General features: G+C 34.5%; 25 protein-coding genes. 8 read left to right on the top strand and 17 right to left on the bottom strand.

The features are described from left to right. Nucleotides 1-153: 153 nt before the first annotated feature. Nucleotides 154-696 carry an exosporium protein ExsB gene (gene exsB, locus COE49_RS10180; RefSeq protein ID WP_088230512.1) on the top strand — a complete coding sequence of 181 codons (543 nt, stop codon included), beginning with the start codon at nucleotides 154-156 and terminating at the stop codon, nucleotides 694-696. A 41-nt stretch (nucleotides 697-737) separates the two neighbouring features. Here exsB and COE49_RS10175 read toward each other — a convergent pair whose 3' ends face one another. The 6 genes from COE49_RS10175 to COE49_RS10150 all read right to left on the bottom strand — a co-directional run bounded on the left by COE49_RS10175 (nucleotide 738) and on the right by COE49_RS10150 (nucleotide 5,617). Beyond that, entirely contained in the window at nucleotides 738-1,355 is a 618-nt protein-coding gene (locus COE49_RS10175; RefSeq protein ID WP_088230513.1) for a phosphoserine phosphatase 1, read from the bottom strand. 16 nt (nucleotides 1,356-1,371) lie between these two features. Next, nucleotides 1,372-1,914 carry a short-chain dehydrogenase gene (locus tag COE49_RS10170; RefSeq protein WP_088230514.1) on the bottom strand — a complete coding sequence of 181 codons (543 nt, stop codon included), beginning with the start codon at nucleotides 1,912-1,914 and terminating at the stop codon, nucleotides 1,372-1,374. A gap of 15 nt (nucleotides 1,915-1,929) precedes the next feature. Beyond that, nucleotides 1,930-2,346, bottom strand: coding sequence for a FosBx1 family fosfomycin resistance bacillithiol transferase (gene fosB / locus COE49_RS10165; protein ID WP_088230515.1), 417 nt, complete (start codon nucleotides 2,344-2,346; stop codon nucleotides 1,930-1,932). Between the two features lie 59 nt (nucleotides 2,347-2,405). Continuing rightward, nucleotides 2,406-4,067 carry a peptide ABC transporter substrate-binding protein gene (locus tag COE49_RS10160; protein ID WP_088230516.1) on the bottom strand — a complete coding sequence of 554 codons (1,662 nt, stop codon included), beginning with the start codon at nucleotides 4,065-4,067 and terminating at the stop codon, nucleotides 2,406-2,408. Nucleotides 4,068-4,143: 76 nt separating this feature from the next. Beyond that, nucleotides 4,144-5,139: a DUF2628 domain-containing protein gene (locus tag COE49_RS10155; protein WP_140417342.1), complete on the bottom strand. Its 996-nt coding sequence runs from the start codon at nucleotides 5,137-5,139 to the stop codon at nucleotides 4,144-4,146. 25 nt (nucleotides 5,140-5,164) lie between these two features. Next, nucleotides 5,165-5,617 carry a methylated-DNA--[protein]-cysteine S-methyltransferase gene (locus COE49_RS10150; RefSeq protein ID WP_088230518.1) on the bottom strand — a complete coding sequence of 151 codons (453 nt, stop codon included), beginning with the start codon at nucleotides 5,615-5,617 and terminating at the stop codon, nucleotides 5,165-5,167. A gap of 133 nt (nucleotides 5,618-5,750) precedes the next feature. On the opposite strand from COE49_RS10150, the gene namA reads away from it, so the two are divergent. Beyond that, on the top strand, nucleotides 5,751-6,788 hold the full coding sequence (namA, locus tag COE49_RS10145; protein ID WP_098945897.1) for an NADPH dehydrogenase NamA: 1,038 nt from the start codon (nucleotides 5,751-5,753) through the stop codon (nucleotides 6,786-6,788). A 29-nt stretch (nucleotides 6,789-6,817) separates the two neighbouring features. On the opposite strand, the gene COE49_RS10140 is transcribed toward namA, so the two are convergent. Continuing rightward, nucleotides 6,818-7,477: an oxidoreductase gene (locus COE49_RS10140; protein ID WP_088230520.1), complete on the bottom strand. Its 660-nt coding sequence runs from the start codon at nucleotides 7,475-7,477 to the stop codon at nucleotides 6,818-6,820. A gap of 116 nt (nucleotides 7,478-7,593) precedes the next feature. Beyond that, the gene (locus tag COE49_RS27615) at nucleotides 7,594-7,743 is read right to left on the bottom strand and encodes a hypothetical protein (RefSeq protein ID WP_088230521.1); all 150 of its coding nucleotides are present in this window, start codon (nucleotides 7,741-7,743) and stop codon (nucleotides 7,594-7,596) included. A 266-nt stretch (nucleotides 7,744-8,009) separates the two neighbouring features. Here COE49_RS27615 and COE49_RS10130 point away from each other — a divergent pair, with 266 nt between their 5' ends. Beyond that, nucleotides 8,010-8,960, top strand: a complete 951-nt coding sequence (locus tag COE49_RS10130; protein WP_088230522.1) for a metal ABC transporter substrate-binding protein — start codon at nucleotides 8,010-8,012, stop codon at nucleotides 8,958-8,960. Nucleotides 8,961-9,098: 138 nt separating this feature from the next. Next, nucleotides 9,099-9,569: a GNAT family N-acetyltransferase gene (locus COE49_RS10125; protein WP_088230523.1), complete on the top strand. Its 471-nt coding sequence runs from the start codon at nucleotides 9,099-9,101 to the stop codon at nucleotides 9,567-9,569. A 97-nt stretch (nucleotides 9,570-9,666) separates the two neighbouring features. Here the strand turns inward: COE49_RS10125 and COE49_RS10120 are convergent, their stop codons facing one another. Further along, nucleotides 9,667-10,617, bottom strand: coding sequence for a CobW family GTP-binding protein (locus COE49_RS10120; RefSeq protein ID WP_088230524.1), 951 nt, complete (start codon nucleotides 10,615-10,617; stop codon nucleotides 9,667-9,669). Nucleotides 10,618-10,713: 96 nt separating this feature from the next. Next, nucleotides 10,714-12,183 carry an RNA-guided endonuclease InsQ/TnpB family protein gene (locus COE49_RS10115; RefSeq protein ID WP_098840898.1) on the bottom strand — a complete coding sequence of 490 codons (1,470 nt, stop codon included), beginning with the start codon at nucleotides 12,181-12,183 and terminating at the stop codon, nucleotides 10,714-10,716. Nucleotides 12,184-12,444: 261 nt separating this feature from the next. Between COE49_RS10115 and COE49_RS10110 the strand changes: the two genes are divergently transcribed. After that, nucleotides 12,445-13,347: an aldo/keto reductase gene (locus COE49_RS10110; protein WP_088230526.1), complete on the top strand. Its 903-nt coding sequence runs from the start codon at nucleotides 12,445-12,447 to the stop codon at nucleotides 13,345-13,347. A gap of 23 nt (nucleotides 13,348-13,370) precedes the next feature. Here the strand turns inward: COE49_RS10110 and COE49_RS10105 are convergent, their stop codons facing one another. Together COE49_RS10105 and COE49_RS10100 are read right to left on the bottom strand one after the other, a co-directional pair. Then, entirely contained in the window at nucleotides 13,371-13,955 is a 585-nt protein-coding gene (locus COE49_RS10105; RefSeq protein WP_098945896.1) for a GNAT family N-acetyltransferase, read from the bottom strand. Between the two features lie 77 nt (nucleotides 13,956-14,032). Further along, a complete protein-coding gene (locus COE49_RS10100) occupies nucleotides 14,033-15,505 on the bottom strand; it encodes a flavin monoamine oxidase family protein (protein WP_098252255.1) in 1,473 nt (490 codons plus the stop codon). Nucleotides 15,506-15,682: 177 nt separating this feature from the next. Between COE49_RS10100 and COE49_RS10095 the strand changes: the two genes are divergently transcribed. Beyond that, nucleotides 15,683-15,874 (top strand): DUF3896 family protein, encoded by a 192-nt coding sequence (locus tag COE49_RS10095; protein ID WP_088230528.1) that lies wholly within the window; start codon nucleotides 15,683-15,685, stop codon nucleotides 15,872-15,874. Between the two features lie 105 nt (nucleotides 15,875-15,979). Beyond that, nucleotides 15,980-16,981 carry an LLM class flavin-dependent oxidoreductase gene (locus tag COE49_RS10090; protein WP_088230529.1) on the top strand — a complete coding sequence of 334 codons (1,002 nt, stop codon included), beginning with the start codon at nucleotides 15,980-15,982 and terminating at the stop codon, nucleotides 16,979-16,981. A gap of 45 nt (nucleotides 16,982-17,026) precedes the next feature. On the opposite strand, the gene COE49_RS10085 is transcribed toward COE49_RS10090, so the two are convergent. The 3 genes from COE49_RS10085 to COE49_RS10075 form a co-directional block, all read right to left on the bottom strand. Next, a complete protein-coding gene (locus COE49_RS10085) occupies nucleotides 17,027-17,971 on the bottom strand; it encodes an alpha/beta hydrolase (RefSeq protein ID WP_088230530.1) in 945 nt (314 codons plus the stop codon). Between the two features lie 265 nt (nucleotides 17,972-18,236). Beyond that, entirely contained in the window at nucleotides 18,237-18,692 is a 456-nt protein-coding gene (locus tag COE49_RS10080; RefSeq protein ID WP_088230531.1) for a DUF3939 domain-containing protein, read from the bottom strand. A 109-nt stretch (nucleotides 18,693-18,801) separates the two neighbouring features. Next, a complete protein-coding gene (locus COE49_RS10075) occupies nucleotides 18,802-19,245 on the bottom strand; it encodes a Dps family protein (RefSeq protein WP_088230532.1) in 444 nt (147 codons plus the stop codon). A 224-nt stretch (nucleotides 19,246-19,469) separates the two neighbouring features. On the opposite strand from COE49_RS10075, the gene COE49_RS10070 reads away from it, so the two are divergent. Further along, entirely contained in the window at nucleotides 19,470-20,510 is a 1,041-nt protein-coding gene (locus COE49_RS10070) for a YkvI family membrane protein (RefSeq protein ID WP_088230533.1), read from the top strand. A 34-nt stretch (nucleotides 20,511-20,544) separates the two neighbouring features. Here the strand turns inward: COE49_RS10070 and COE49_RS10065 are convergent, their stop codons facing one another. Both COE49_RS10065 and COE49_RS10060 read right to left on the bottom strand, forming a co-directional pair. Then, complete coding sequence (locus tag COE49_RS10065; RefSeq protein WP_088230534.1) at nucleotides 20,545-20,913, bottom strand: DUF3979 family protein; 369 nt, start codon at nucleotides 20,911-20,913, stop codon at nucleotides 20,545-20,547. A gap of 320 nt (nucleotides 20,914-21,233) precedes the next feature. After that, nucleotides 21,234-21,539, bottom strand: coding sequence for a hypothetical protein (locus tag COE49_RS10060; RefSeq protein ID WP_088230535.1), 306 nt, complete (start codon nucleotides 21,537-21,539; stop codon nucleotides 21,234-21,236). Nucleotides 21,540-21,703: the final 164 nt, after the last annotated feature.

Genomic DNA, 21,703 nt, shown 5'->3' with positions numbered 1-21,703 from the left:
ATTCAATGTATGCACCTCGTCTTGTCCATACATCCGCTATTATCTATTTATATAAAATTGCACTCTTGTCCTGTTCAGAAAGATGCCCACATACATATCCTGTTAAGGAAAAAGAATACCTTTTCAATTAAATACATGATAAGGAGGATTTCTATGAAACGTGATATTAGAAAAGCTGTTGAAGAAATCAAAAGTGCAGGGATGGAGGATTTCTTACATCAAGATCCAAGTACTTTTGAGTGCGATGATGATTGCTCTTCAAAAATAGAATGTAGCGAAGATTGTAAATGCCCAAGAACAAGATGTACTCGCGTGAAACATTGTACATTTGTTACAAAATGTACTCATGTTAAAAAATGGACATTCGTTACGAAATGTACTCGAGTACGCGTTCAAAAATGGACATTCGTTACGAAAGTGACACGTAGAAAAGAATGCGTGTTAGTTACAAAAGTTACGCGCAGAAAACATTGTACATTCGTTACAAAATGTGTGCGCTTTGAAAAGAAATTTTATTGGACAAAACGATGTTACTGTAAAAAGTGCGAATTCTTCCCTCATGGACACGGTGGCTCTTGTGATGATTCGTGCGATGACGGAAAGAAATGGCATGATTGCAAAGACGATGGACATAAGTTCCCATCTTGCAAAAACAAGAAATTCGATCACTTCTGGTATAAAAAACGTAATTGCTAGTTTTTTATACCCACAAAAAAAAGGCCGTTTTGCGGCCTTTTTTACTTTTCTTGAAAATGACTTATATCTGCAAATTGTTTTACTTCACCACAATCGTCATCAAACTCAATTACACTAAGACTAGCGCTGTGCATGAATGGATCATCCCATACATTTGCAATTTCAATACCCGCAAAATGTCCTACAAGTAGTTTTGCCGCTGCCGCATGAGAAACAATTAATATACTTTCTCCTTTATGCTTTTCTAATAGAAGCTGTATCCCTTCAATAACTCTTTTATAAACAGACCCAAAATTTTCTCCTGATGTTGACTGAAAAAGATGTGGCTCATTCCAAAATAAATTTACTTCTTCTGGGTATTGTTTTTCTATATCCGCGATTGTCTGTCCTTCCCATATACCCATGTTAATTTCATAGAAATGCTCATCCGCGATTATCGGTATATCACGTTCACCCTTTATTAACTCTGCAGTATGAAGGGTTCTTTCACTCGGACTACTATAGATCGCATGGATTGATAAATCTTTCATTCGATCCCCCAATTGTTTCGCTTGTAACATACCATTTTCAGTTAACGCTGAATTTTGTCGTCCTTGCATGCGCTTCGCTACATTCCATTCTGTTTCACCATGCCTTGTTACATATACCGTTGTTTTCATTCCCAATTCCCCCCTACTAGTTTGGCCGCAATTCCCACGGTTCCACTCTTCCTACAATCCATTCCGTACACTTACTTTCAATACCTTTTATAACCCCTTCAGCTATTTCTTCATGAGTAAGCCATCTTCCGTATGTATCTTCTAATATAAAACCTAATATTATTCTATGATAGCTACATCGCGTACCTCCTATTTTTTGTTTGGTCATGCGCGACGCTTTACTACCTAAAATATGAAAAACACTGTATGTTTTAGACCATAAGTCTAATTCCCCACAAATGAGTGATAACGCATCCTTCGCACTTGAGTGTATCCATGCAACAACTAACGTTATTGGGCCATTCCTCTCCATTGTGCTTTTAATAGCTAGCTTTACATCGTCATCATTATGATAATCTAACGATAAGCATGTGATACTTTCTGGTGTAGCACTCTCCCGCTTAACATTTTCTAATTTCACTTTATCTCTTCCAATAATAGAAACATGAAACCCTTGCTCACAAAACCACACAGAAACTCTCTTTAGCATTCCTGTTCCACCAATTACTAGCGCATGCAAATGTTCTCTCCCTCCTTAGTAAAATGTCATATGAGATTTCTCATCCCTATAATAATTTAGGCGGTCCTGTAACGTCCCTGAATGAAACTCAAACTTATGACCATCAGGATCAACAAAATATAGAGATTCACAATCTCTTACATCTCGTTCTCTTCCTTGTAAAACAGGAATATTATTTTCTTCTAACCGCCGCAGTAAACTTGCTAAGTCTTCTTGTTCAACAGAAAATGCAATGTGCGTATAAGATTGATGGATTTCATTTCTCGGAATATGTGTCTCTTCATTAAGTGCTATCCATACTCCACATATGTTAAAATAAGCTAGTTTTCTCCCTTTAACTAATAATTCTCCTTCTAGTACTTTTTCGTAAAATGTAATAGATTTCTCTAAATTAGATACCGAAAAACAAAGATGATTAATTCCCTTTAACAACTGTACTTCCTCCCTATACAAATAAAAGATGAGCGAAAATTCACTCATCTTTTATTATACTATTTTTTTGTAATATATGCCCATTTATAACTAAAGTCCCCACCAAACGTATGATTTGCAATACCTTTTACGTAAGGTTTCTCTAAATAAGCTGTACTTTGTTGGTACGCAGGAGAAATAGCAGCATCTTGACCAATTAAGATTTTTTCAGCTTCCGCAAGTGCTTTCCAGCGTGCTGCGTCATCTTTTAATAGTTCTCCTTTAGATTTCGCTACTAAATCATCATACTTTGGATTTGAATAATCCATTTCATTAAACGAACTTCCTGTCACGAACATATCAATATAAGTCATTGGATCTGGATAATCTGGACTCCATGCAGATAATGAGAATTCATATTCAAATTTCTTTTCTAAATCTAATTTCTGCTTATATGGTTGTTGTTTCAAATTCACTTTAATACCAGGTAAGTTTTTCTCAAGTTCTGCTTTAATAAAGTCGCCCACTTTTTTACGACTACCGTTATCATCATTTAGTAACTCTACTGTAATTGTATCTTGACCAAGCTCTTTCTTCGCTTCTTCCCATAGTTTTTTTGCTTTCGCTGCATTATCTTTACTATCACGGAAGTTTTTATTTACAGAGCGGAAGTCTTTTCCATCCGGACCTGTCGTAAATTTCTCAGGTACTAGGAAATATGCTGGTAATGAACCGTCATTTAAAATAACATCAGCAATTCCTTTTTTATCGTACGCTAAATCAATCGCTTCACGAACCTTTTGGTTTTTAAATGTTGCATTTTTTTGATTAAAACGTAAGAAATACATACGTGGGTCTAGCTTCGTTTTAAATTCATCTGGTTTATTCTTTTTATATTTATCAACAAACTCAGAACTTAAAATAACACGGTCTGCTTGATCACTGTCATATAAATTTACTCCAGTGCTCGTTTCCTTCACGATACTTACATTAATTTCTTGTAACTTTACAGCCTCTTTATCCCAATAATTTGGGTTTTTCTTTAACTGGTAACTTTGTTCATGTTTCCATTCACTCATTGTAAATGGTCCATTGTACAATAATTTATCTGCCTCTAATCCGTATTTATCCCCTTGTTCTTTTACATACTTTTCATTTAATGGGAAAAATGTAGGGAAGGACGTAAGCTCAAGGAAATAAGGTGCTGGTTGTTCTAATTCTACTACCAATGTTTTATCATCCTTCGCTTTAACACCTAATTGATCTGACGGTAATTCCCCTGTATTTACTTTCTGTGCATTTTTCACATCAAATAAAATGAATGCATATTCAGCAGCTATCGCTTTATCTAATGTACGTTGCCAAGCATATACGAAATCTTGTGCTCGAACTGGATCACCATTGGACCACTTTGCATCACGTAATTCAAATGTATATGTCTTTTTATCTTCACTAATCTTCACATCTTTTGCCATACCTGGCGTTGGTTTATTATCTTTATCTAGACGATATAACCCTTCCATTGCATTTACAAATACACGGAAAGATACAGAATCTGTTGATTTAGATGTATCCATTGAAGGAATTTCAGCTGTTTCTAGTAAATTTAATACTTGCTTATTTGCCACTCCCTTATCTGATTCTTTCTTCGTTGTCGAAGCCTTCTCCCCAGTTCCACACCCAGCAACCAATACACTAGTTGATAACGCAAGTGCAGCAATTGTTGTTGTCTTTTTCTTCATTCTTCCTTCCCCCAATCTATATGTATAAGTTAAAGCCTGTATAATACACTTCATTATACAAAAGATTCTGATTATTTTAAATATTTATTTTAATAAAAAATACAAAAAGCAGACAGAAATCACTTTCCATCCGCTTTTTTTGTATAACATTCACTTGTAATCCATCCTCAATGTCAAATGGGTTTTGAACCTTAAATATATCGTCCATCATCTTCAAAAACTCTTCTTCATTTTTAGATTCGCCATTAATTGAAAGTGAGTATGGCTCAACTTCACCTAATTTATAATCAACAACAAATTGAATTATCACCTGCTGTTTTGGCATCCCAGGGCTATACCCTTGGAATTCTACTAATTCTAGCCCTTCCGTCCCGCGATAATATATCCACTCTGGTTTTTGAAAATAATTTTCAAATGATTCACCAATTGAAAAGAATGGATATTCATAAAGCGAGTTTGTACGAACCTTTTGAATAATATCTCGATCAGTTGGAAAAAAGAAATGGCTAAAGAAAATAGTAGCAACTGCTAACATAGTAACGATTGTCGCTCCCATTTTACTTGTGCCGCCACTATCACGAATGAGATATTTTTCAACCGATTCATCTTTTATTCCCCGTGCTTTTATTCTATATATACGCCTTTCTGCAAATTGATAATATAGTCCATTCGCAAAAATCCCCATCCCAAATAGAATAAATATGAGTAATAAAAATGTAAGAGGTACCATATTAATGATTGGTAATGCTACATTAAACCCCATATAATATGAAAATGCATCACATACTACTAATAATAGTAAAAACAACGCAGCAGGAACATAATGCTTACGATATCCAAGCCAACCCACATTGAAAATAGCAGCCCAACCATTCCAGCTCCACCTAGCAATCCGCTTATTTTCAAGCTCCCATTTTCTTTTATAATACGGGGACTGCCCCCCTACATATACTTCTAATTCTTTATCTATTAGCGAGCTTCCTTCATCTTGTTCATTATGTAAGTTACTCTGACACCTTGCACAATTTAACTGGCCATCCGCGCAAGGTTGTCCACAATTTATACATTCCAAAACAATCCCTCTTTCCATCCATACTTCATTTCCAAATCCCTTCGTGTTTTAACAACCACTCTTTCCTCCATAAACCACCCGCATACCCAACAAGCTTTCCGCTTTTCCCTATTACACGATGACACGGAACGATAATTGAAATGGGATTACGACTATTTGCTCCTCCTATCGCTCGTACAGCTTTCGTATTTCCAACTTTCTCCGCAATATCTAAATATGAAGCACTTACGCCATAAGGAATAGTATAGAGCGCATCCCATACATTTTTTTGGAATGGTGTTCCCTTAGCAGACAGTGGGACCGTAAACTCTTTTCTTTTCCCTTTAAAATATTCATCCAACTCATTTATACATTGATCTATCATTTCATTTTTATGTTCTTCTTGTCTCTCATCAACAAATATAACAGACGTAATTCCTTTATCGTTCGCTGTAATTTCTAGCAAGCCTAATTCACTTTCATAATAAGCCTGGTACATATGTCATCCTCCAATTCAATTCATATTAATTATTGTAACACGAATAGACAAAATTTTTCGTATAAGCGTTTTATTAGGGAAACAAAAAAGAGAATGGTAAAATGTAAGAAAATTAAATCAAGGAGGCTATTTGATGCATTCCAAACTTTTTTCACCCTATACAATTAAGAATGTTACACTAAAAAACCGTATCGTCATGTCGCCTATGTGCATGTATTCTTCAGAAAATGAGGATGGCCAAGTAACTAATTTTCATCTCATTCATTATGGAACAAGAGCTGCCGGTCAAGTCGGTTTAGTGATGATTGAAGCAACAGCTGTATTACAAGAAGGACGAATTTCTAACAAAGACTTAGGTATATGGGATGATAGCCTAATTGAAGGCTTACATAAAACGACAACATTTATACATGATAATGGTGCAAAAGCCGCCATTCAACTCGCTCACGCTGGAAGAAAAGCTGAATTAGCAACAGATGCGTTAGCACCTTCAGCAATTCCGTTTAATGAAACAATGAAAATACCAGTAGAAATGAGTATACAGCAAATTAAAGACACCGTATTAGCTTTTCGAAAGGCTGCACTGCGTTCAAAACAAGCAGGTTTTGATGTTATTGAATTACACGGCGCTCACGGTTACCTTATTAACGAGTTTCTTTCTCCACTTTCCAATAAGCGGACTGATGAATATGGAGGTTCATCTGAAAATCGCTATCGTTTCTTACGTGAAATCATTGACTCTGTAAATGAAGTTTGGAACGAACCGTTATTTGTTCGTATTTCAGCAAATGATTATCATCCTGACGGGTTAACAGTTCAAGATTACGTTCAGTATACAAGATGGATGAAAGAACAAGGGGTAGATTTAATTGATTGTAGTTCTGGCGCTGTTGTACCAGCACGCATTGATGTGTATCCCGGATATCAAGTACAATATGCTAAACATATTAAGGAGCATGCTAACATTGCAACAGGTGCAGTTGGATTGATTACGACCAGGGCACAGGCGGAGCAAATTTTAAATAATAGCGAGGCAGATTTAATTTTTATCGGACGTGAGTTACTTCGCAATCCATACTTCCCAAGAATAGCAGCCAATGAACTTGGTTTTGAATTACAAGAACCGTATCAATACGAGCGAGCTCCAGGGAAAATCAGTACGGATAAATAAAACCGAGAAGTCATTCTTCTCGGTTTCATTTATTTTATCGATGTAATTTCATTTGAATTATACATATGAATACCCGATTCTTCTCGCAGCGCGGTTATATACATCCCTTTCGCCACATCTTTAGCCGAAATTGGTTTATACTTTTTGAAAGCCCCTTTAAAGATAAAAGGAATAATACGAGATAATTTTTCAGCCATTCGTTCACCAAAACGAAATTCTTGTCGATTCCCTACTAATAAAGATGGCCTAAAAATGTGAATACCACCGATCACTAATTTTTGCAGTTCCTCTTCCATTTTGCCTTTCACTTGTGAATAAAAGAAAAATGATTTAGGATTTGCTCCCATAGAAGACACAACAAGGAAATTTTGAACCCCTTGTTTTTCAGCTAGACAAGCTGCTCGTAACGTATATTCATAATCTACTTTTTTGAAATTCGCCTTTGTTTTTGCTTTTTTTATTGTTGTTCCTAGGCAACTAAAAACATCATCTACAGCAAAAAACTCTTTATATTCCTCTAGTACAGAAAAATCTACTTGCTTTTGCTGTAACTTTTCATGCTGCCATTGCATTGTTTCTCTTACAAAAATAGTAACCGAATCGTAGTAATCTGATTCAAGTAATAGACGCGTTATCTCTTGTCCAACTAAGCCACTTGCACCAAGTACTAACGCTGTTCGCTTATTCATATATGTGTATACCTCTTTATTTACTATTCTCTCCTATTGCTAATCGCCACTAACAGGAGTTTCCGTTCTTCCATTTTACCATAAGTAAAGCACTATGCGTACGCATAGTGCTTTACTTACTCATTTTTCTCATCTTTCTCTGGCAATTTCGTTATTGTTGATGCATTCCCTAAATTACTTATTAATCTTCTTAAAAAAATTAAAACTAAAGCTAATGGGAATACTACCGCTAATATCAATAATATAGCTTCCGTTATATATCCCAAACACTCATCCCCCTCCACGCCCTCCTTTCAAATATATGAACGCAGCGTTGTCACATATGCATGCATTAGCAAAAATAATACATCTATATTTGACAACTTTATAACAAAATCAAATCGGAATGATTATTATTTATTGCAACTTTATGAAAGATGTATTATACTAAGTTCGCAAACTAAAACGTAATTATTCCGTTTTGTATTAAAATGATATTTTTCTTCTATAATTGGGGAAAATATATCCGTATAAAAGAAAAGAGGAGAACTTCATGCCTAAGAGATTGACTATATTTTCATTCTTACTTATTTTCACTTTAATGTTTACTGGCTGCTCAAATAAAAAAGAAAGTACTGCCAAGAAAGATGGAAAGCTAACTGTTTATACAACCATCTTCCCTCTTGCTGATTTCGCAAAAAAAATTGGTGGCGACTATGTAACAGTTGAAGCAATTTACCCACCCGGTGCAGATTCACATACATTTGAACCAAGTCAAAAACAAACAGTACAAGTTGCAAAAGCCGATTTATTTGTTTATAACGGCGCAGAATTAGAACCATTTGCCGAAAAAATGGAAAAATCATTAAAAAAAGAAAACGTAAAAATTGTAAATGCATCTAAAGATATCGAACTGCGTGCCTCATCTGAAGAAGAGCAGCATGATCATGGAGACGGTCATAAAGAAGATGAACATCATCACGATAAAGATCCACACGTTTGGATAGATCCTACTCTTGCGATGAAACAAGCAGAAAAAATTAAAAATGCACTTGTAGAATTACAACCGGAACATAAAAAAGAGTTCGAAAAAAACTTTGCAGCACTACAAACAAAATTTACTGATTTAGATGATCAATTTAAAGCTGTCGTTGCAAACGCAAAAACGAAAGAAATATTAGTTTCACATGCAGCTTATGGCTACTGGGAACAACGATACGGTTTAAAACAAATCCCAATCGCTGGAATTTCAGCATCTGATGAACCATCTCAAAAACAGCTTGCTGACATTACAAAAACAGTAAAAGAACATAATTTAAAATATATTTTATTTGAAACATTCTCTACTCCAAAAGTAGCATCAGTTATTCAAAAAGAGACCGGTACAACAGTCTTACGCTTAAATCATCTTGCTACTATTTCTGAAGACGATGCGAAAAACAATAAAGATTACTTCACTTTAATGGAAGAAAACGTAAATACATTAAAAGAAGCGACAAACTAACCAATTATATTTTCTAGTCGGCTAAATATGTCATTTAGCCGACTTTTTATGTTCTTCTGCTTGACTAGACTGAATTAACAAGTAAAATTATCCATATTAGCTTTTAAGCTATATTAATTTAGAAGGTGAGTTGGAATTATGAATCTTCACATTTGTGAAGTAACAGCAAAAAATTGGCGTTCAGTAGTTGCTTTAAACGTCGCAAAAGACCAGCAGCAATTTATTGAAAGTAATGCGTTTTCTTTAGCAGAATCATTATATGAAGGAAACGGAACGTCAATAGGTTTATATGATGGAGAAACACTTGTTGGCTATGCAATGTATGGATGGTATTGGAAAGAGCGTAAAAGTGTTTGGCTAGATCGCTTTATGATTGATCAACAATATCAAGGAAAAGGATACGCAAAACGTTTCCTTCGCTTACTCATTCAATTCTTACAAGAAAAATTTGAATGTAATATAATTTATTTAAGTTTACATCCAGACAACAAACTTGCAATGGGACTATATGAGTCATTTGGTTTTCGTTTAAACGGCGATATTGATGATGAGGGTCCAGTTGTAGGTGAAGTCATGGAATTACTTTTAGATGAAAATACAAGCCTGTGAAAACAGGCTTTTTATAATCCTTCGTTTTTTACAATCTAGCATTTTTCTACAAAGTACTTAGTTAAGTCAAAAAAATAAGTCTGCAATATACGCAGACTTATTTCACACATTCCTTAAAATATTCTTGGAACCATTCTTTATTGATATCTTTACCGATGAAAACGACTTCACTTACTCGCTCTTCGCCTTCTTGCCACTCTCTATCGTACGAAGCAGCAAACAGTGTATGTACACCTTGGAAAACGATGCGTTTATCTACTCCATCAATCGATAAAATTCCTTTGTAACGATATAAATATTCCCCTAGTTCTTGAACAACAGCTGACATCCACTCATTCAGTTTTTGCAAATCTAATGGGCGCTCTTCACGTAATACAAATGATTTTACTCCTTCTAGATGGTTATGTTCTTTATGAGGGTATATTTGTAACGTATCTTTCGTTTTAAACGTTTGAATTTGTAGTAACGATGGAATATCCACCTCACAGTTAGTCGCCTCGATTAACTTTGCAGTTGGGTTAATACCTTGCAGTTCCTGCAATAGATTTACCTTTTCACTTTCATCCACTAAATCTAATTTATTTACTAGAACGACATCAGCAAATGCAATTTGTTCTTTTGCTTCTAATCCTTTTGCAAAGTGTTTATGTATATGGTAACTATCTACTACTGTTACAACACCGTTAATTTGGTATGCAGATTGAATAACAGGATCTAAAAAGAATGTTTGAATAATCGGACCTGGATTTGCAAGACCTGTCGTTTCAATTACTAAGCCATCAAAGTCCATCTTCCCTTCTGCTTTTACGTCCAGTAATTGTTTTAACGCAACAAGTAAATCTTCACGTACAGTACAGCATAAACAGCCGTTTGTCATTTCCATAATTTCTTCTTCAACATTCATAATCAACTGATTATCAATACCGATTTGTCCTATTTCATTTACAATCACTGCTATTTTCTGACCGTGATTCTCTGATAAAATACGATTTAATAATGTCGTTTTCCCTGATCCAAGAAAACCAGTTAATATTGTTACTGGAATCATTTCGTCCTCTCCTTCTAGCTATATGTTTTCACATTATAACATATGAACACTCCCCCACTTAGCAAAGCTTGAAGTGGGGGTTTCTAACGTTTCGACCTAACGGACGATTAACGTCAGGGGAGTTAACACATTAGCGAGCTGTTTCACGCCTAACCCCTCTATCCCATTTGTCCATGCATTTGGGATTACTTTTCGTAAAATGTTAGCCGCAGCATTTACATCTGCATTAATTAAAGTTTTATTTGCTGAACGATATATGCCGCGCTTTATTCGTTTTCCTGAAAAAGTTGTATTTTGGTCATTTTCTCTATACGTTGGAATGAAGTCGTTATCCAGAAAACTTGCTTTCGATGTATATGATTCTTCAGTTACAACAACTTGAATGCCTACAGCATTTGCTTTGTATGTAATCATTTGAATCAGTAAACTATGTGGAATATGACAAAACGATTGGTTATTTCTTTTTCCCATATTCGTTTCTTGTTTCCAACTTTTGTTGTGACCAATAACGATTTTACAAACTTCTTCTTCTTGAGCTAGTTTTACGATATGGTGACTAACTTTATGGAAGACGTCTTTTATTTTCAAGTAACGTTTTTGATGAAGTTTTTCTATCCTTTTAGAAGTAAAAGGTCCTTCATTAGTTTGTTTTCCATTTCTAAGAATGCTTGTAAAATGACTCTTCATTTTGTTGTAATATTGATTTATGCTTTTGACATGTTTGCCCTTAACAAGGACAGGTTTCATACCTGTGTTTGTTACGATGGTTGCAAGGTTATCAATACCTAAATCAATACTCATATAACTAGCATTCTCTTCAATAATTTGTTGTTCAGAAGGAACATCAATTACCAATTCCACTATATATTCATTGTATTTTGGAATCACACGAACTTGTTTCAGTTTACCTTCAGTGAAACCTAGTTTCCCAATATTTAATTGCAATTTCGTCTTTGGAAACTTTAAAAATCTACCGTTTTTAATGATGCAATCTTGGTTTGTATACAGAATCTCTTTTTCAGAAGAACGAATATACTTTGGAATCCTAGGCGTTCCAGCATATTTGTTTGGATTCTTTTTATAGTCTTTTAAACTAGCAAAAAAAGATTTCCAATTTTGGAACAAACCTTTCATGATTGACTGGCTACATTGCGTAGGCAAAGCTCGATAATCATTTTGAATCATAGCCTTAAATAGTGCATCTAGAAAGTTGTAATCTACATAAGGTTTTTCAAAATTAGGTTCTGAAAACAAATTACATGTAATCTCTTTCTGTTCTTCTTTAGGCTTTAATTTCTCTTTTTCCAATTTCTTCTGATAGGCAAGAAGTTGTGTGTCATTCATCTTACCAATATTTTTATGAATATTATCCAGAACTTCTTTTTGCAAAGGCTGCAACTCTTTTTCTTGTGTTAATCCAGTGTACACCTGGCGTATATAAAAGTTTGTGGTGTTGTACATATTCTTAGCGTTATGACAAGATTCTTGAAAATAAGAATACATACGATGCCCTTTTTTAATCCAAATTTGAAGAGTTTTATAGTTTGATGGATTTTCCTTTGTCATTTTATTCACCTCCTTGTTAAGGATATTATAGCAAAAACAGAACGTACGCTTCCGTTTTTCTTGAAAATAAAATATTTCTTTCGATTCACCTCACCACCTTCACTTACGTTTAGAGGTGGGAGCCCTCTCGAAAGGCATGATAGAAAAAATTGTTTTTATAGCAAAACATATTTATTGTTTGTACGTACCTCAAACTATATAATAATATGTAGTAAGAAAGCCTTTTCAAAATAATAATCATTCATCAGGGGGTTACTTATAATGGAACGAGTTCAAATGGCCGAAACTCTAGAGTTTTCTCGTATTATTCAAGGTTTTTGGCGTTTAGCAGAATGGAATATGACAAAGCAAGAGTTACTTTCTTTCATTGAAGCTTGTATGGATATGGGGATTACTACTTTCGATCACGCTGATATTTATGGCGGTTATACGTGTGAAGGACTGTTCGGAGAAGCATTACAACTCAAACCTTCTTTACGCGAAAATATGCAAATTGTCACAAAATGTGGAATCGCTCCCCCATCACCAAAATTTCCAGAGCGATATGTTGCTCACTACAATACAAGTACTGAACATATTATAAAAAGCGCGGAGGATTCATTGCAAAACTTACATACAGATTATATTGATGTATTACTGATCCATCGCCCTGATCCATTTATGGATCCAAATGAAGTGGCAGAAGCGTTCTCGCGCTTAAAGCAAGAAGGAAAAGTCCGTCACTTCGGTGTATCTAACTTTTTACCTTCACAGTTTAATATGTTAAGTTCCTATTTGGATTTCCCGCTCATTACAAATCAAATCGAAGTATCTGCGATGCAGCTTGAGCACTTTGAAAAAGGAACAATTGATTTATGCCAAGAAAAACGAATCAATCCAATGATTTGGTCACCTCTTGCTGGTGGAGAAATCTTTACTGGTCAATCAGAACGCACCGTACGTGTACGTGAAACTTTACAAAAAGTTGCAACTGAGCTAGGTGTTAATAGCATCGATACTGTTATGTACGCATGGTTACTCGCTCATCCAGCTAATATGATGCCAATCGTTGGCTCTGGCAAATTGGATCGAGTAAAAACGGCTGCGATGGCAACAAAAGTTAATTTAGATCGCCAACAATGGTTTACAATTTTCGAAAGCTCTAACGGTCATCCCGTACCATAATATAAAAAAGAAGAGCTGTTTTTTTACAGCTCTTCTTTTTTATATGTATTTCTCGTCATTGCAAACACACACATATCCCTTAATCTGTTGCTTTCTACCGCAACACTGGCACTTTCTAAAATACCCTCTAATTTAAAGCCTAATTTCTCTGGTATCGCTCTACTCTTCTTATTTAGAGAATCACAACGAATTTCTACGCGGTTTGCTTTTAGTTCAGAAAAAGCGTAATCTGTTATACCTTTCGCAGCCTCTACCATATAGCCCTTTCCACTAAACCTTGAATCAATCCAATACCCGATTTCAAATTGAGGTATATCCCAGTTAATACGATGTAATCCGCTAGATGCAATAAATTCACCTGTTTCTTTCGAAAAAACTAACAATCTCAAATCCTCACGCTGCAAAAATTGAATATGTGATTTTCTAATACTCTCTTCTATTTCTTCCGCTGTTTGCTCTTTTTGTGCAAAAACCATCCAAGGTTTTAATTCTTGCATTGAAGCTTGAATTGCATCATATACCACTTTACCGTCACCGGGTTTCGGCATTCGAATAAATAGCCTTTCAGTATAAAATTCAGAAGGAAAATCAAATAATAACGGATTCACTGTCAACACTCCCTATAATTCTTTTGTATATATAATACTATCCATCTCAAATTATACAGTAAAGAAATTTCTGAATTTTAAACATTTTGTTCATTCACCTCTACTGCAACACGAACTCCAGATTCAATCGCACCTTGTATCCATCCGTGATATAACGTTGTATGATCGCCGGCAAAGTATATTCTTCCCTCTGGTTTTACAATGACTGGCTGTAATTCAGATTCTTGACCAGCTTGAAAAAGAGCAAATCCTCCAAGTGCATATGGATCTAACGTCCAACTTTTTGATATTCCAGACAAGAACTCATCATATACTTGACCACCTAATATCGTTGCTAAGTTGTGTAATGTGTAATAAATTCGATCACCCTTTGATAACCCATCCCATAACAATGCATCATAAGACCATGTATAACTTCCTAACATCATAGCAGGTCCTTTCTCTCCAATTCCATGGCTTGGATAATAGGCGTAACGAATTGGCAAATCTGTTATAATTCTGCCACCTAATTGCCCCTGTTCCTCCCAAAATCGACTTTTAAATTGAATTCCTATTTTCGTCGCAGGCATATAATGTAATTCACGAATTGCTTTCCATTTTTCATGAGATATAGAATCAAATGGATCTACTTCCACAAAACGCATCGTCGAAAACGGAATGGTAACAATAACTAAATCTCCTGTTATACTACTATATTCAAAAGTTTCCTCGTCCCGATAGAAAGCTGTCACTCCGTTATCGTGTTGATGTAGCTTCATAAGTTTTTGATTATATATAATATTTTCTTTTAATTGTGGCAAAAAAGACTTTGGTAATCTATCATTCCCGCCTACTATTTCACAAAATCCGCTCTCCTCTTGCATAATGTATAAAAAGCGTAACGTCTCAACGAATGACCTTTCCAAAAATCCTTCTAAATCTAATAGAACACCAATCATCTCAATCGTTACTGGTGAAAAGTAAGTATTATATTGATAAGGGTGATATTTTAAAAATTGACCTGTAGAATATCTCCCAAAGTCCTTTACTACAACATCCCAATTTTTCTCTGGATTCTTTTTTATAAAATTTATAATGGGTTGTACTGCTAACAATAATAGTTCCTCAGACGTTTTCCCGACTTCATTCATTTCCACAGGATACTTTAATATACTTGGATCTTTTTCGTATTGCTGTAATGTCGTTTTCCGACCATTTACGTAAATGATATCTGTCTCATTCCTATTAATAAAAGGGCTTACCTGTAACCCAAACCTTTTTATATACGCCATCGTTAAAGTGTGCGCATACGGAATTCTCATCGCTCCAACATCTAAATATAATCCGGTATCTTCCATTCTAACTGTCTCTATGCGCCCACCTACGCGATTATTTGCTTCAAAGATCTTCACTTCATGTCCTGCATCCTTTAATAAAGATGCTGAAACTAATCCAGCCATACCAGCCCCTACTACAATAATTTGTTTTGGACGTGCCTTCTTCTTCAATCCCTTATTTATAACTTGTAACATTTCATCCATCGCAGTGTTATACATTATATCTTTCTGCACAATTCCACCCCTCATTTCACCAAATGGGCATTAGTGGTTTAGTGCATTTTATTCATAAATCTCCACAAACATAACACCGTAGCAATTGAAATATTCACTAAAAGTACATAAGGAATAACTCTCACCTTTCTTCATACTTCGTATAATATAGCAACTGCAAAGAAGGAGTGGTTAAAAATGAAACATACTTACGACTACCATGCTACAAAAAAGCATTTAGAATTAAAGAAACAAAACTTATGTAAAAAACTTAGCGATATGAAACTATCTGCAAAAGAACGTGAACAGATTAGACGTGAAATTGACAACTATGAATATATTTTAAACCTAGTCGAAATGAATCATTATGAGCGAGGGTTCTCTCGTTAAAAGTGAATATAGAATGTATCCACTTTTCATTTTGAGCATTTCATTACGCATTTTTCGTAAGTAAATATATAATAGGATGTACATTAAGAATGAGAGGTATATTCTATGATCAAATTAAGTGTGTTAGATCAATCACCTATTTCAGATGGTAGCACAGCAATTGAAGCTTTTTCACATACAGTTACGCTTGCACAAGAAGTTGAAAAACTCGGGTTTACACGTTTTTGGGTATCCGAACACCATAATTCCATAAGCCTCGCTGGTTCAAGTCCAGAAATACTTATTTCTCATCTCGCAGCGAAAACGGAGCAGATTAGAGTTGGTTCGGGTGGTGTTATGTTACCGCATTATAGCCCATATAAAGTTGCGGAGAATTTCCGCGTTTTAGAAGCTCTTTATCCAAATCGTATCGACCTCGGTGTTGGTAGAGCACCTGGTGGTATGCCCATAGCAACTCGCGCACTGCAAGAAGGAAAAATGGTCTCACTTGATCAATATCCAGAGCAAATTGCAGATGTTGCCATGTACTTACATGATCAAGTACCAGAAAACCATCATTATGCAAATTTAAAGGCTACTCCAGTTATTCCAACATCTCCTGAAATGTGGATGCTCGGTTCTAGCGGAGAAAGTGCTAAAATTGCCGCAAACAATGGAGCCTCTTTTGCATTTGCACAATTTATTAATGGCTTCGGAGGTCCGGAAGTTATGAGGGCTTATCAAGAACAATTCCAACCTTCCTATTTAGGAGATAAACCAAAATCAATTGTCGCTATTTTTGTTATATGCGGAGAAACAAATGAGGAAGCGGAAAGAATTGCTTCTAGTTTAGATTTATCAATCTTATTACTAGAGCAAGGAAAACGAACGACTGGTACACCTTCTATCGAGACTGCTCAAAATTATTCATACAGTGCTTATGATTTATTCCGTATTAAAGAGAATCGCCAACGTATAATCGTGGGTGATCCATCTTCTGTGAAAAAACAAATCGTAAACTTAAGTAAAGCGTACAATACTGATGAATTTATGATTGTCACGATTACTCATCAATTTGAACATAAATTACAATCTTATCGCTTACTAGCAAATGCTTTTAATTTATAATAGTAAAAGGGAGATACATCACCTACGGTGCATCTCCCTTTCTTACTACTTATTGTTATCGCTTTCTATATACTCAATAGCTTCTCTTAATAATTCATCAAAATGATTAGGATAATCATGATTTAAGTTAGGTACAACTTTATACTTATGCTCTATGTTGTTATCCCTTAATAATTGTACAAATTGCTGTGTACATTCGAAACAATCTTCATCTTGATCACCGCATACTATATATCCCTTTATATGTTTATCTTGCAATACTCCCAACAACTCATTCCATTCTGCAATCTCTGGAAGCCACGGCGCCATAAAAATAAAACCATCCACAGCTATACCTTTTTGTAAAATCGTATATAAAGCTACTCTAGCACCAGCAGAAAACCCACCAATTATTACATTTTCTACTGTATGATTTTCTATAAACTTATCATAATGCCCTTCTAATTCTTCTTTCCCTCTATGTATATCATCCCAAACAAACCCATCTGAAAACTGAATTTGCGAAGACTGTGGTAAAGCTAACGTATAATCTTGTGTCAAAACAGATTTCCAATATGGTTCTATTATTCCTATATTTTCTTGATCACCGTGCATTGCAATGAATAGATTCTCCTTTTTCTTGCTGTCTACATATTTCACGTCTGCTCGTTCCGTTTGCTTTGCTAATTCTTCTCTTTCTTTACATAATTGAACCATTGTATGGAATTCTTCAAATTTATGTAGTGGTTTTAAATCATCGTCGGAAAGTAAATACTCATTTTCATACCAAAACCCATTGTCTATAATGGCCTCTCTCATTAAATGTAATGCTTCTTTTTCCAGTCCTGCTGCACTTGCGAGCGCATACTTAAAATTATATATTTGTGCCTCATTACCTACTACATCTGTAGCATGTTCCATTATATAAGTGTATGCTTCAAAACTTCCTTCATTTGTATAACAACGTAACGTTTCATTTAATAATTGAATATAAGTAATACTATTTTTCATATAAAAATTCCTCCGTAACCTTTTATAATAATTGTTTCCTGCTCTTCCTATCATTCTAGGGTCACGGTATAAGTAATTAAATTCTACAATTCAACTTAATAATACCTGATTTTCAGAATGATATTTAATATTTAATGTATGCATAAGCATAATACACCACTCCTTCCTATCCACTAATTGTAGTATATAGTTAAATAGACTGAAAAATCAATATTTTAATTAACAAAAAAAGACAACAATAATAGTATTGTTGTTCTCATCACGTCTACCCACTATTCTTTTTTTTCTTATCTGGCTTACTTGAAACTAAATAATGTTTTTCTGAAATATATAAGTCTCTTTTTAATATACGGTTTAAATAAGGTCCTAGTTTAACTCCGCATATGAGGCGATCTTCGCTATCTTCAACAATTGGGAACATTTCTTTTTCTGTTACGTATTGATCTACCGCCTTTTGTACGATATCAATTTCTTTAACTAGGTTTAAGTTTTCTTCTGTATGTTCAAATACCTCAAGCGTTTCCTTCGTAATAAGAAAAACATTTGTTGGAAATACGGGTAAATACGGCTTTAACAAATCATAGTTTACTGTATAATCATCATTTACTAATACTGTATAAACGATATTAGCATTCGTTTCTAGAAATTTAGCCATCGCTTGTTCTAGTTCATCTTTCGTAATTTCCCGCTCTTCTTTTCCAGTTCTAAAAAAACGAAACATTGCATCGCCTCCTTTTTACTATATTATAGCATAAAAGAAAACTGAAAAATTACAAAAGAAAAAACCATTAAAAGAATTTTCCAATGGTTTTTTCTTTATATATTTATCTTTATTTTAAGAACGCACTTAACATCCACACATGTTGTTCTAATGTCGTATGAATTGCTAATAGCATATCAGCTGATGTTTCATCACCTACTTCACCAGCAACTTCCATACCTTCTTTTAATTCTTGAATAAGTGCAGAGTAATCATTCACTAATGTTTGCACCATTTCTTCTGCTGATTCTTTGCTTGTCCCTTCGCTGACACTAGATATAGCAAGATATTCTTTCATTGTCGCTAAAGGTTTACCTTCTAACGCTAAAATACGTTCTGCTAACTCATCAATATACGTTCCGGCTTCATTATAAAACTCTTCAAATTTCTCATGTAATGTAAAGAAGTGTGGTCCTGTCACATACCAGTGATAATTATGTAGTTTCACATATAACACATTCCAGTTCGCTACCTGCTTGTTTAATACTTCAACAACATTTGTTTTCGTACTCATACAATCCACTCCTCTTATCTTTTAATAACCCTATTACATTTTACCATACTTTTCCTATCCTTTCGAACGAACGGCTCATATGTAACAAAGTTTTAACACCTATAATACTTCCCTAATGTCATTTCATTCATGTACTTTTTCAACTACTTCATATGTCTAATTAACCTAGCTCGTACATATGCATAATAGTAAGTCAAGCTCATCATAGTAGAAAGAGGGGTTATATGGACAATCAACAATGGCAAGTAGCAAAGAAAGTTGCTGCTACTTATATCGGAACTGTCGTTGGAGCTGGATTTGCTACTGGACGAGAGATTGTTGAGTTTTTTACAGTGAACGGATTATACGGAACAATTGGTATATGTATAAGTGGATTTTTTTTCATTTGGCTCGGTACGAAGATGATGTTACTCTCATCACAAATCGGTGCATTTTCAGCCCAAGAATTTAACAAATATTTATTTGGGGATGTATTCGGAAATGTTGTAAATACATTATTACTACTTGTATTATTTGGGGTAACGAGTGTTATGCTATCAGGAGCTGGAGCCGTATTTGAAGAACAGCTTCGTTTACCAAGACAACTTGGTATTTTCATTACAGTGATCGCCTGTCTCATCATAGGTAGCCGCGGATTACAAGGAGTTTTTGAAGTAAATACACTTGTCGTACCTATTATGATGATTTTTATTATCGGACTTGCTATTACAACCTTTTTTCACAGTACAACTCCTATTAGTAACACTATTCCCGCAGAAAGCTGGAATATGAAGTGGATTACTAGTCCTATTACATATGTCGCCTTAAACCTTTCTCTCGCCCAAAGTGTTCTCGTCCCATTAGCCAGTGAAGTAAAAGATCGAAAGGCCATTTTATGGGGCGGTATTTTAGGTGGTGCAGGACTTTCTTTAATTTTATTATGCAGCCATTTAGCTATCTTATCAGTCGACCAATTTTATCAATATAACATCCCGATGGCTGAAGTCATAAGAAAATTCAATGCAACTTTTCACTTTTTCTTTGTTCTTATCATTTTTGGTGAAGTGTTCACAACTTTAGTTGGCAATGTGTTCGGAATGACAAAACAAATGCAATCTATCACTGGATGGAAAAATAACAATATTATTATTTTCATTTTACTAATTAGTTATTGCTTTAGTTACATCGGTTACAGTGAATTACTCCATATTCTATATCCTATAATCGGATGGGTAAGCATCATCTTACTTCCGATCATTGCTTTTAAACAACTTCAAAAAACATAAAAAAGCAGCCATGTTATTGGATGCTTTTTTATGTTCATTCACAATCATCACACACTTCCCAATACGGCCCCATTTCCAAAGCTAAATGTGGCTTTAATTGCAAGCGAATCATTCGGCTAGGCATACGCTCTAAAACGAATTGAATGCCTTCTTCATCTTCGTCTAATTCAACTTTTGAAATCGCAATTCTTTGCATAGTAGAAATAGGAATTCCATCTTTATATAAAGTGATTTTCACCTCATCATATTCATTAAAATACAATTCAACGCTCATTTCATTTTTCAACATTTCATCAACAATTTCATATTTATCATTTTGTTCCTGGATTATATATTTCCAGCCGCCTCTAGCTTCTTCCTTTGGAGCTGCTTGAAATAATGTCATCAAATCCTCGTATAGCATAAGATAACCCCTCTCTTACTAAAAAACGATGAGTATTTTATATACCCTTTATCTCTATCACTATCCATATGTATTGTACCATATATCAACGTTCTTACCGTATTCATTTGCTTCGTCAACCAACACAAAACACCTAATTCTATCCTCATCATTATGTATATTACCCATATTCTCCTAAAGGTTTCAAATATCGTTAACCTTTAGTATGTGAAAAATTCTGCTCCCCCATTTTTTATTAGCTTATAGATCCATCTTTTCCTTGATAGTAAGAACGCCACAAATAAAAAAGAAAAAAAGAAGAGTGATTTATATCACTCTTCTTAAAAGAATTTCCCTGTAGCAGCTAATGCTAATACTATTATTAAGATTGTAAATAATAACGATACAATGAAACTAAAAATAGGTAATGCTTTTTTTTCATTCCTCTTAAATAGTAACTTTAAACTAAGAAGAATGTTTACTGGTACAAGTATAAAATAAAAGTATTTAACAATTTGCACCGAGCTATTCGAAAGTGTTTGTAAAATAAACACTTCAATTAGAAAAACAATAAAAAATGAAATACTTAACCAAAATGAGACATAACTAAGCCAAGAATGTCTTTTTGTCCCCCAATACACTCCCATAACAATCTCCTTTATTTGTATTCTATATGATTATAATTATACACAAAGTTAACAAATACCTCTATTTTTCGACAAACATTACACAAAATATACCTTTAAATATCATAGAGATACTCTCCATCTCCATTTGATTTTACATAATAAAACAGACTGTCTCCCGAAAT

Source organism: Bacillus sp. AFS029637, from assembly GCF_002584985.1.
Taxonomy (GTDB): Bacteria; Bacillota; Bacilli; order Bacillales; family Bacillaceae_G; genus Bacillus_A.
This window is presented reverse-complemented; position numbering and strand designations above follow the sequence as displayed.

Bases quoted from the DNA above. Each gene is read 5' to 3' on its own strand.
- exsB (WP_088230512.1), top strand. From the start codon at position 154: ATGAAACGTGATATTAGAAAAGCTGTTGAAGAAATCAAAAGTGCAGGG.
- COE49_RS10175 (WP_088230513.1), bottom strand. From the start codon at position 1,355: ATGAAAACAACGGTATATGTAACAAGGCATGGTGAAACAGAATGGAAT.
- COE49_RS10160 (WP_088230516.1), bottom strand. From the start codon at position 4,067: ATGAAGAAAAAGACAACAACAATTGCTGCACTTGCGTTATCAACTAGT.
- COE49_RS10150 (WP_088230518.1), bottom strand. From the start codon at position 5,617: ATGTACCAGGCTTATTATGAAAGTGAATTAGGCTTGCTAGAAATTACA.
- namA (WP_098945897.1), top strand. From the start codon at position 5,751: ATGCATTCCAAACTTTTTTCACCCTATACAATTAAGAATGTTACACTA.
- COE49_RS10140 (WP_088230520.1), bottom strand. From the start codon at position 7,477: ATGAATAAGCGAACAGCGTTAGTACTTGGTGCAAGTGGCTTAGTTGGA.
- COE49_RS10130 (WP_088230522.1), top strand. From the start codon at position 8,010: ATGCCTAAGAGATTGACTATATTTTCATTCTTACTTATTTTCACTTTA.
- COE49_RS10125 (WP_088230523.1), top strand. From the start codon at position 9,099: ATGAATCTTCACATTTGTGAAGTAACAGCAAAAAATTGGCGTTCAGTA.
- COE49_RS10120 (WP_088230524.1), bottom strand. From the start codon at position 10,617: ATGATTCCAGTAACAATATTAACTGGTTTTCTTGGATCAGGGAAAACG.
- COE49_RS10115 (WP_098840898.1), bottom strand. From the start codon at position 12,183: ATGACAAAGGAAAATCCATCAAACTATAAAACTCTTCAAATTTGGATT.
- COE49_RS10110 (WP_088230526.1), top strand. From the start codon at position 12,445: ATGGAACGAGTTCAAATGGCCGAAACTCTAGAGTTTTCTCGTATTATT.
- COE49_RS10095 (WP_088230528.1), top strand. From the start codon at position 15,683: ATGAAACATACTTACGACTACCATGCTACAAAAAAGCATTTAGAATTA.
- COE49_RS10090 (WP_088230529.1), top strand. From the start codon at position 15,980: ATGATCAAATTAAGTGTGTTAGATCAATCACCTATTTCAGATGGTAGC.
- COE49_RS10085 (WP_088230530.1), bottom strand. From the start codon at position 17,971: ATGAAAAATAGTATTACTTATATTCAATTATTAAATGAAACGTTACGT.
- COE49_RS10080 (WP_088230531.1), bottom strand. From the start codon at position 18,692: ATGTTTCGTTTTTTTAGAACTGGAAAAGAAGAGCGGGAAATTACGAAA.
- COE49_RS10075 (WP_088230532.1), bottom strand. From the start codon at position 19,245: ATGAGTACGAAAACAAATGTTGTTGAAGTATTAAACAAGCAGGTAGCG.
- COE49_RS10070 (WP_088230533.1), top strand. From the start codon at position 19,470: ATGGACAATCAACAATGGCAAGTAGCAAAGAAAGTTGCTGCTACTTAT.
- COE49_RS10065 (WP_088230534.1), bottom strand. From the start codon at position 20,913: ATGCTATACGAGGATTTGATGACATTATTTCAAGCAGCTCCAAAGGAA.
- COE49_RS10060 (WP_088230535.1), bottom strand. From the start codon at position 21,539: ATGGGAGTGTATTGGGGGACAAAAAGACATTCTTGGCTTAGTTATGTC.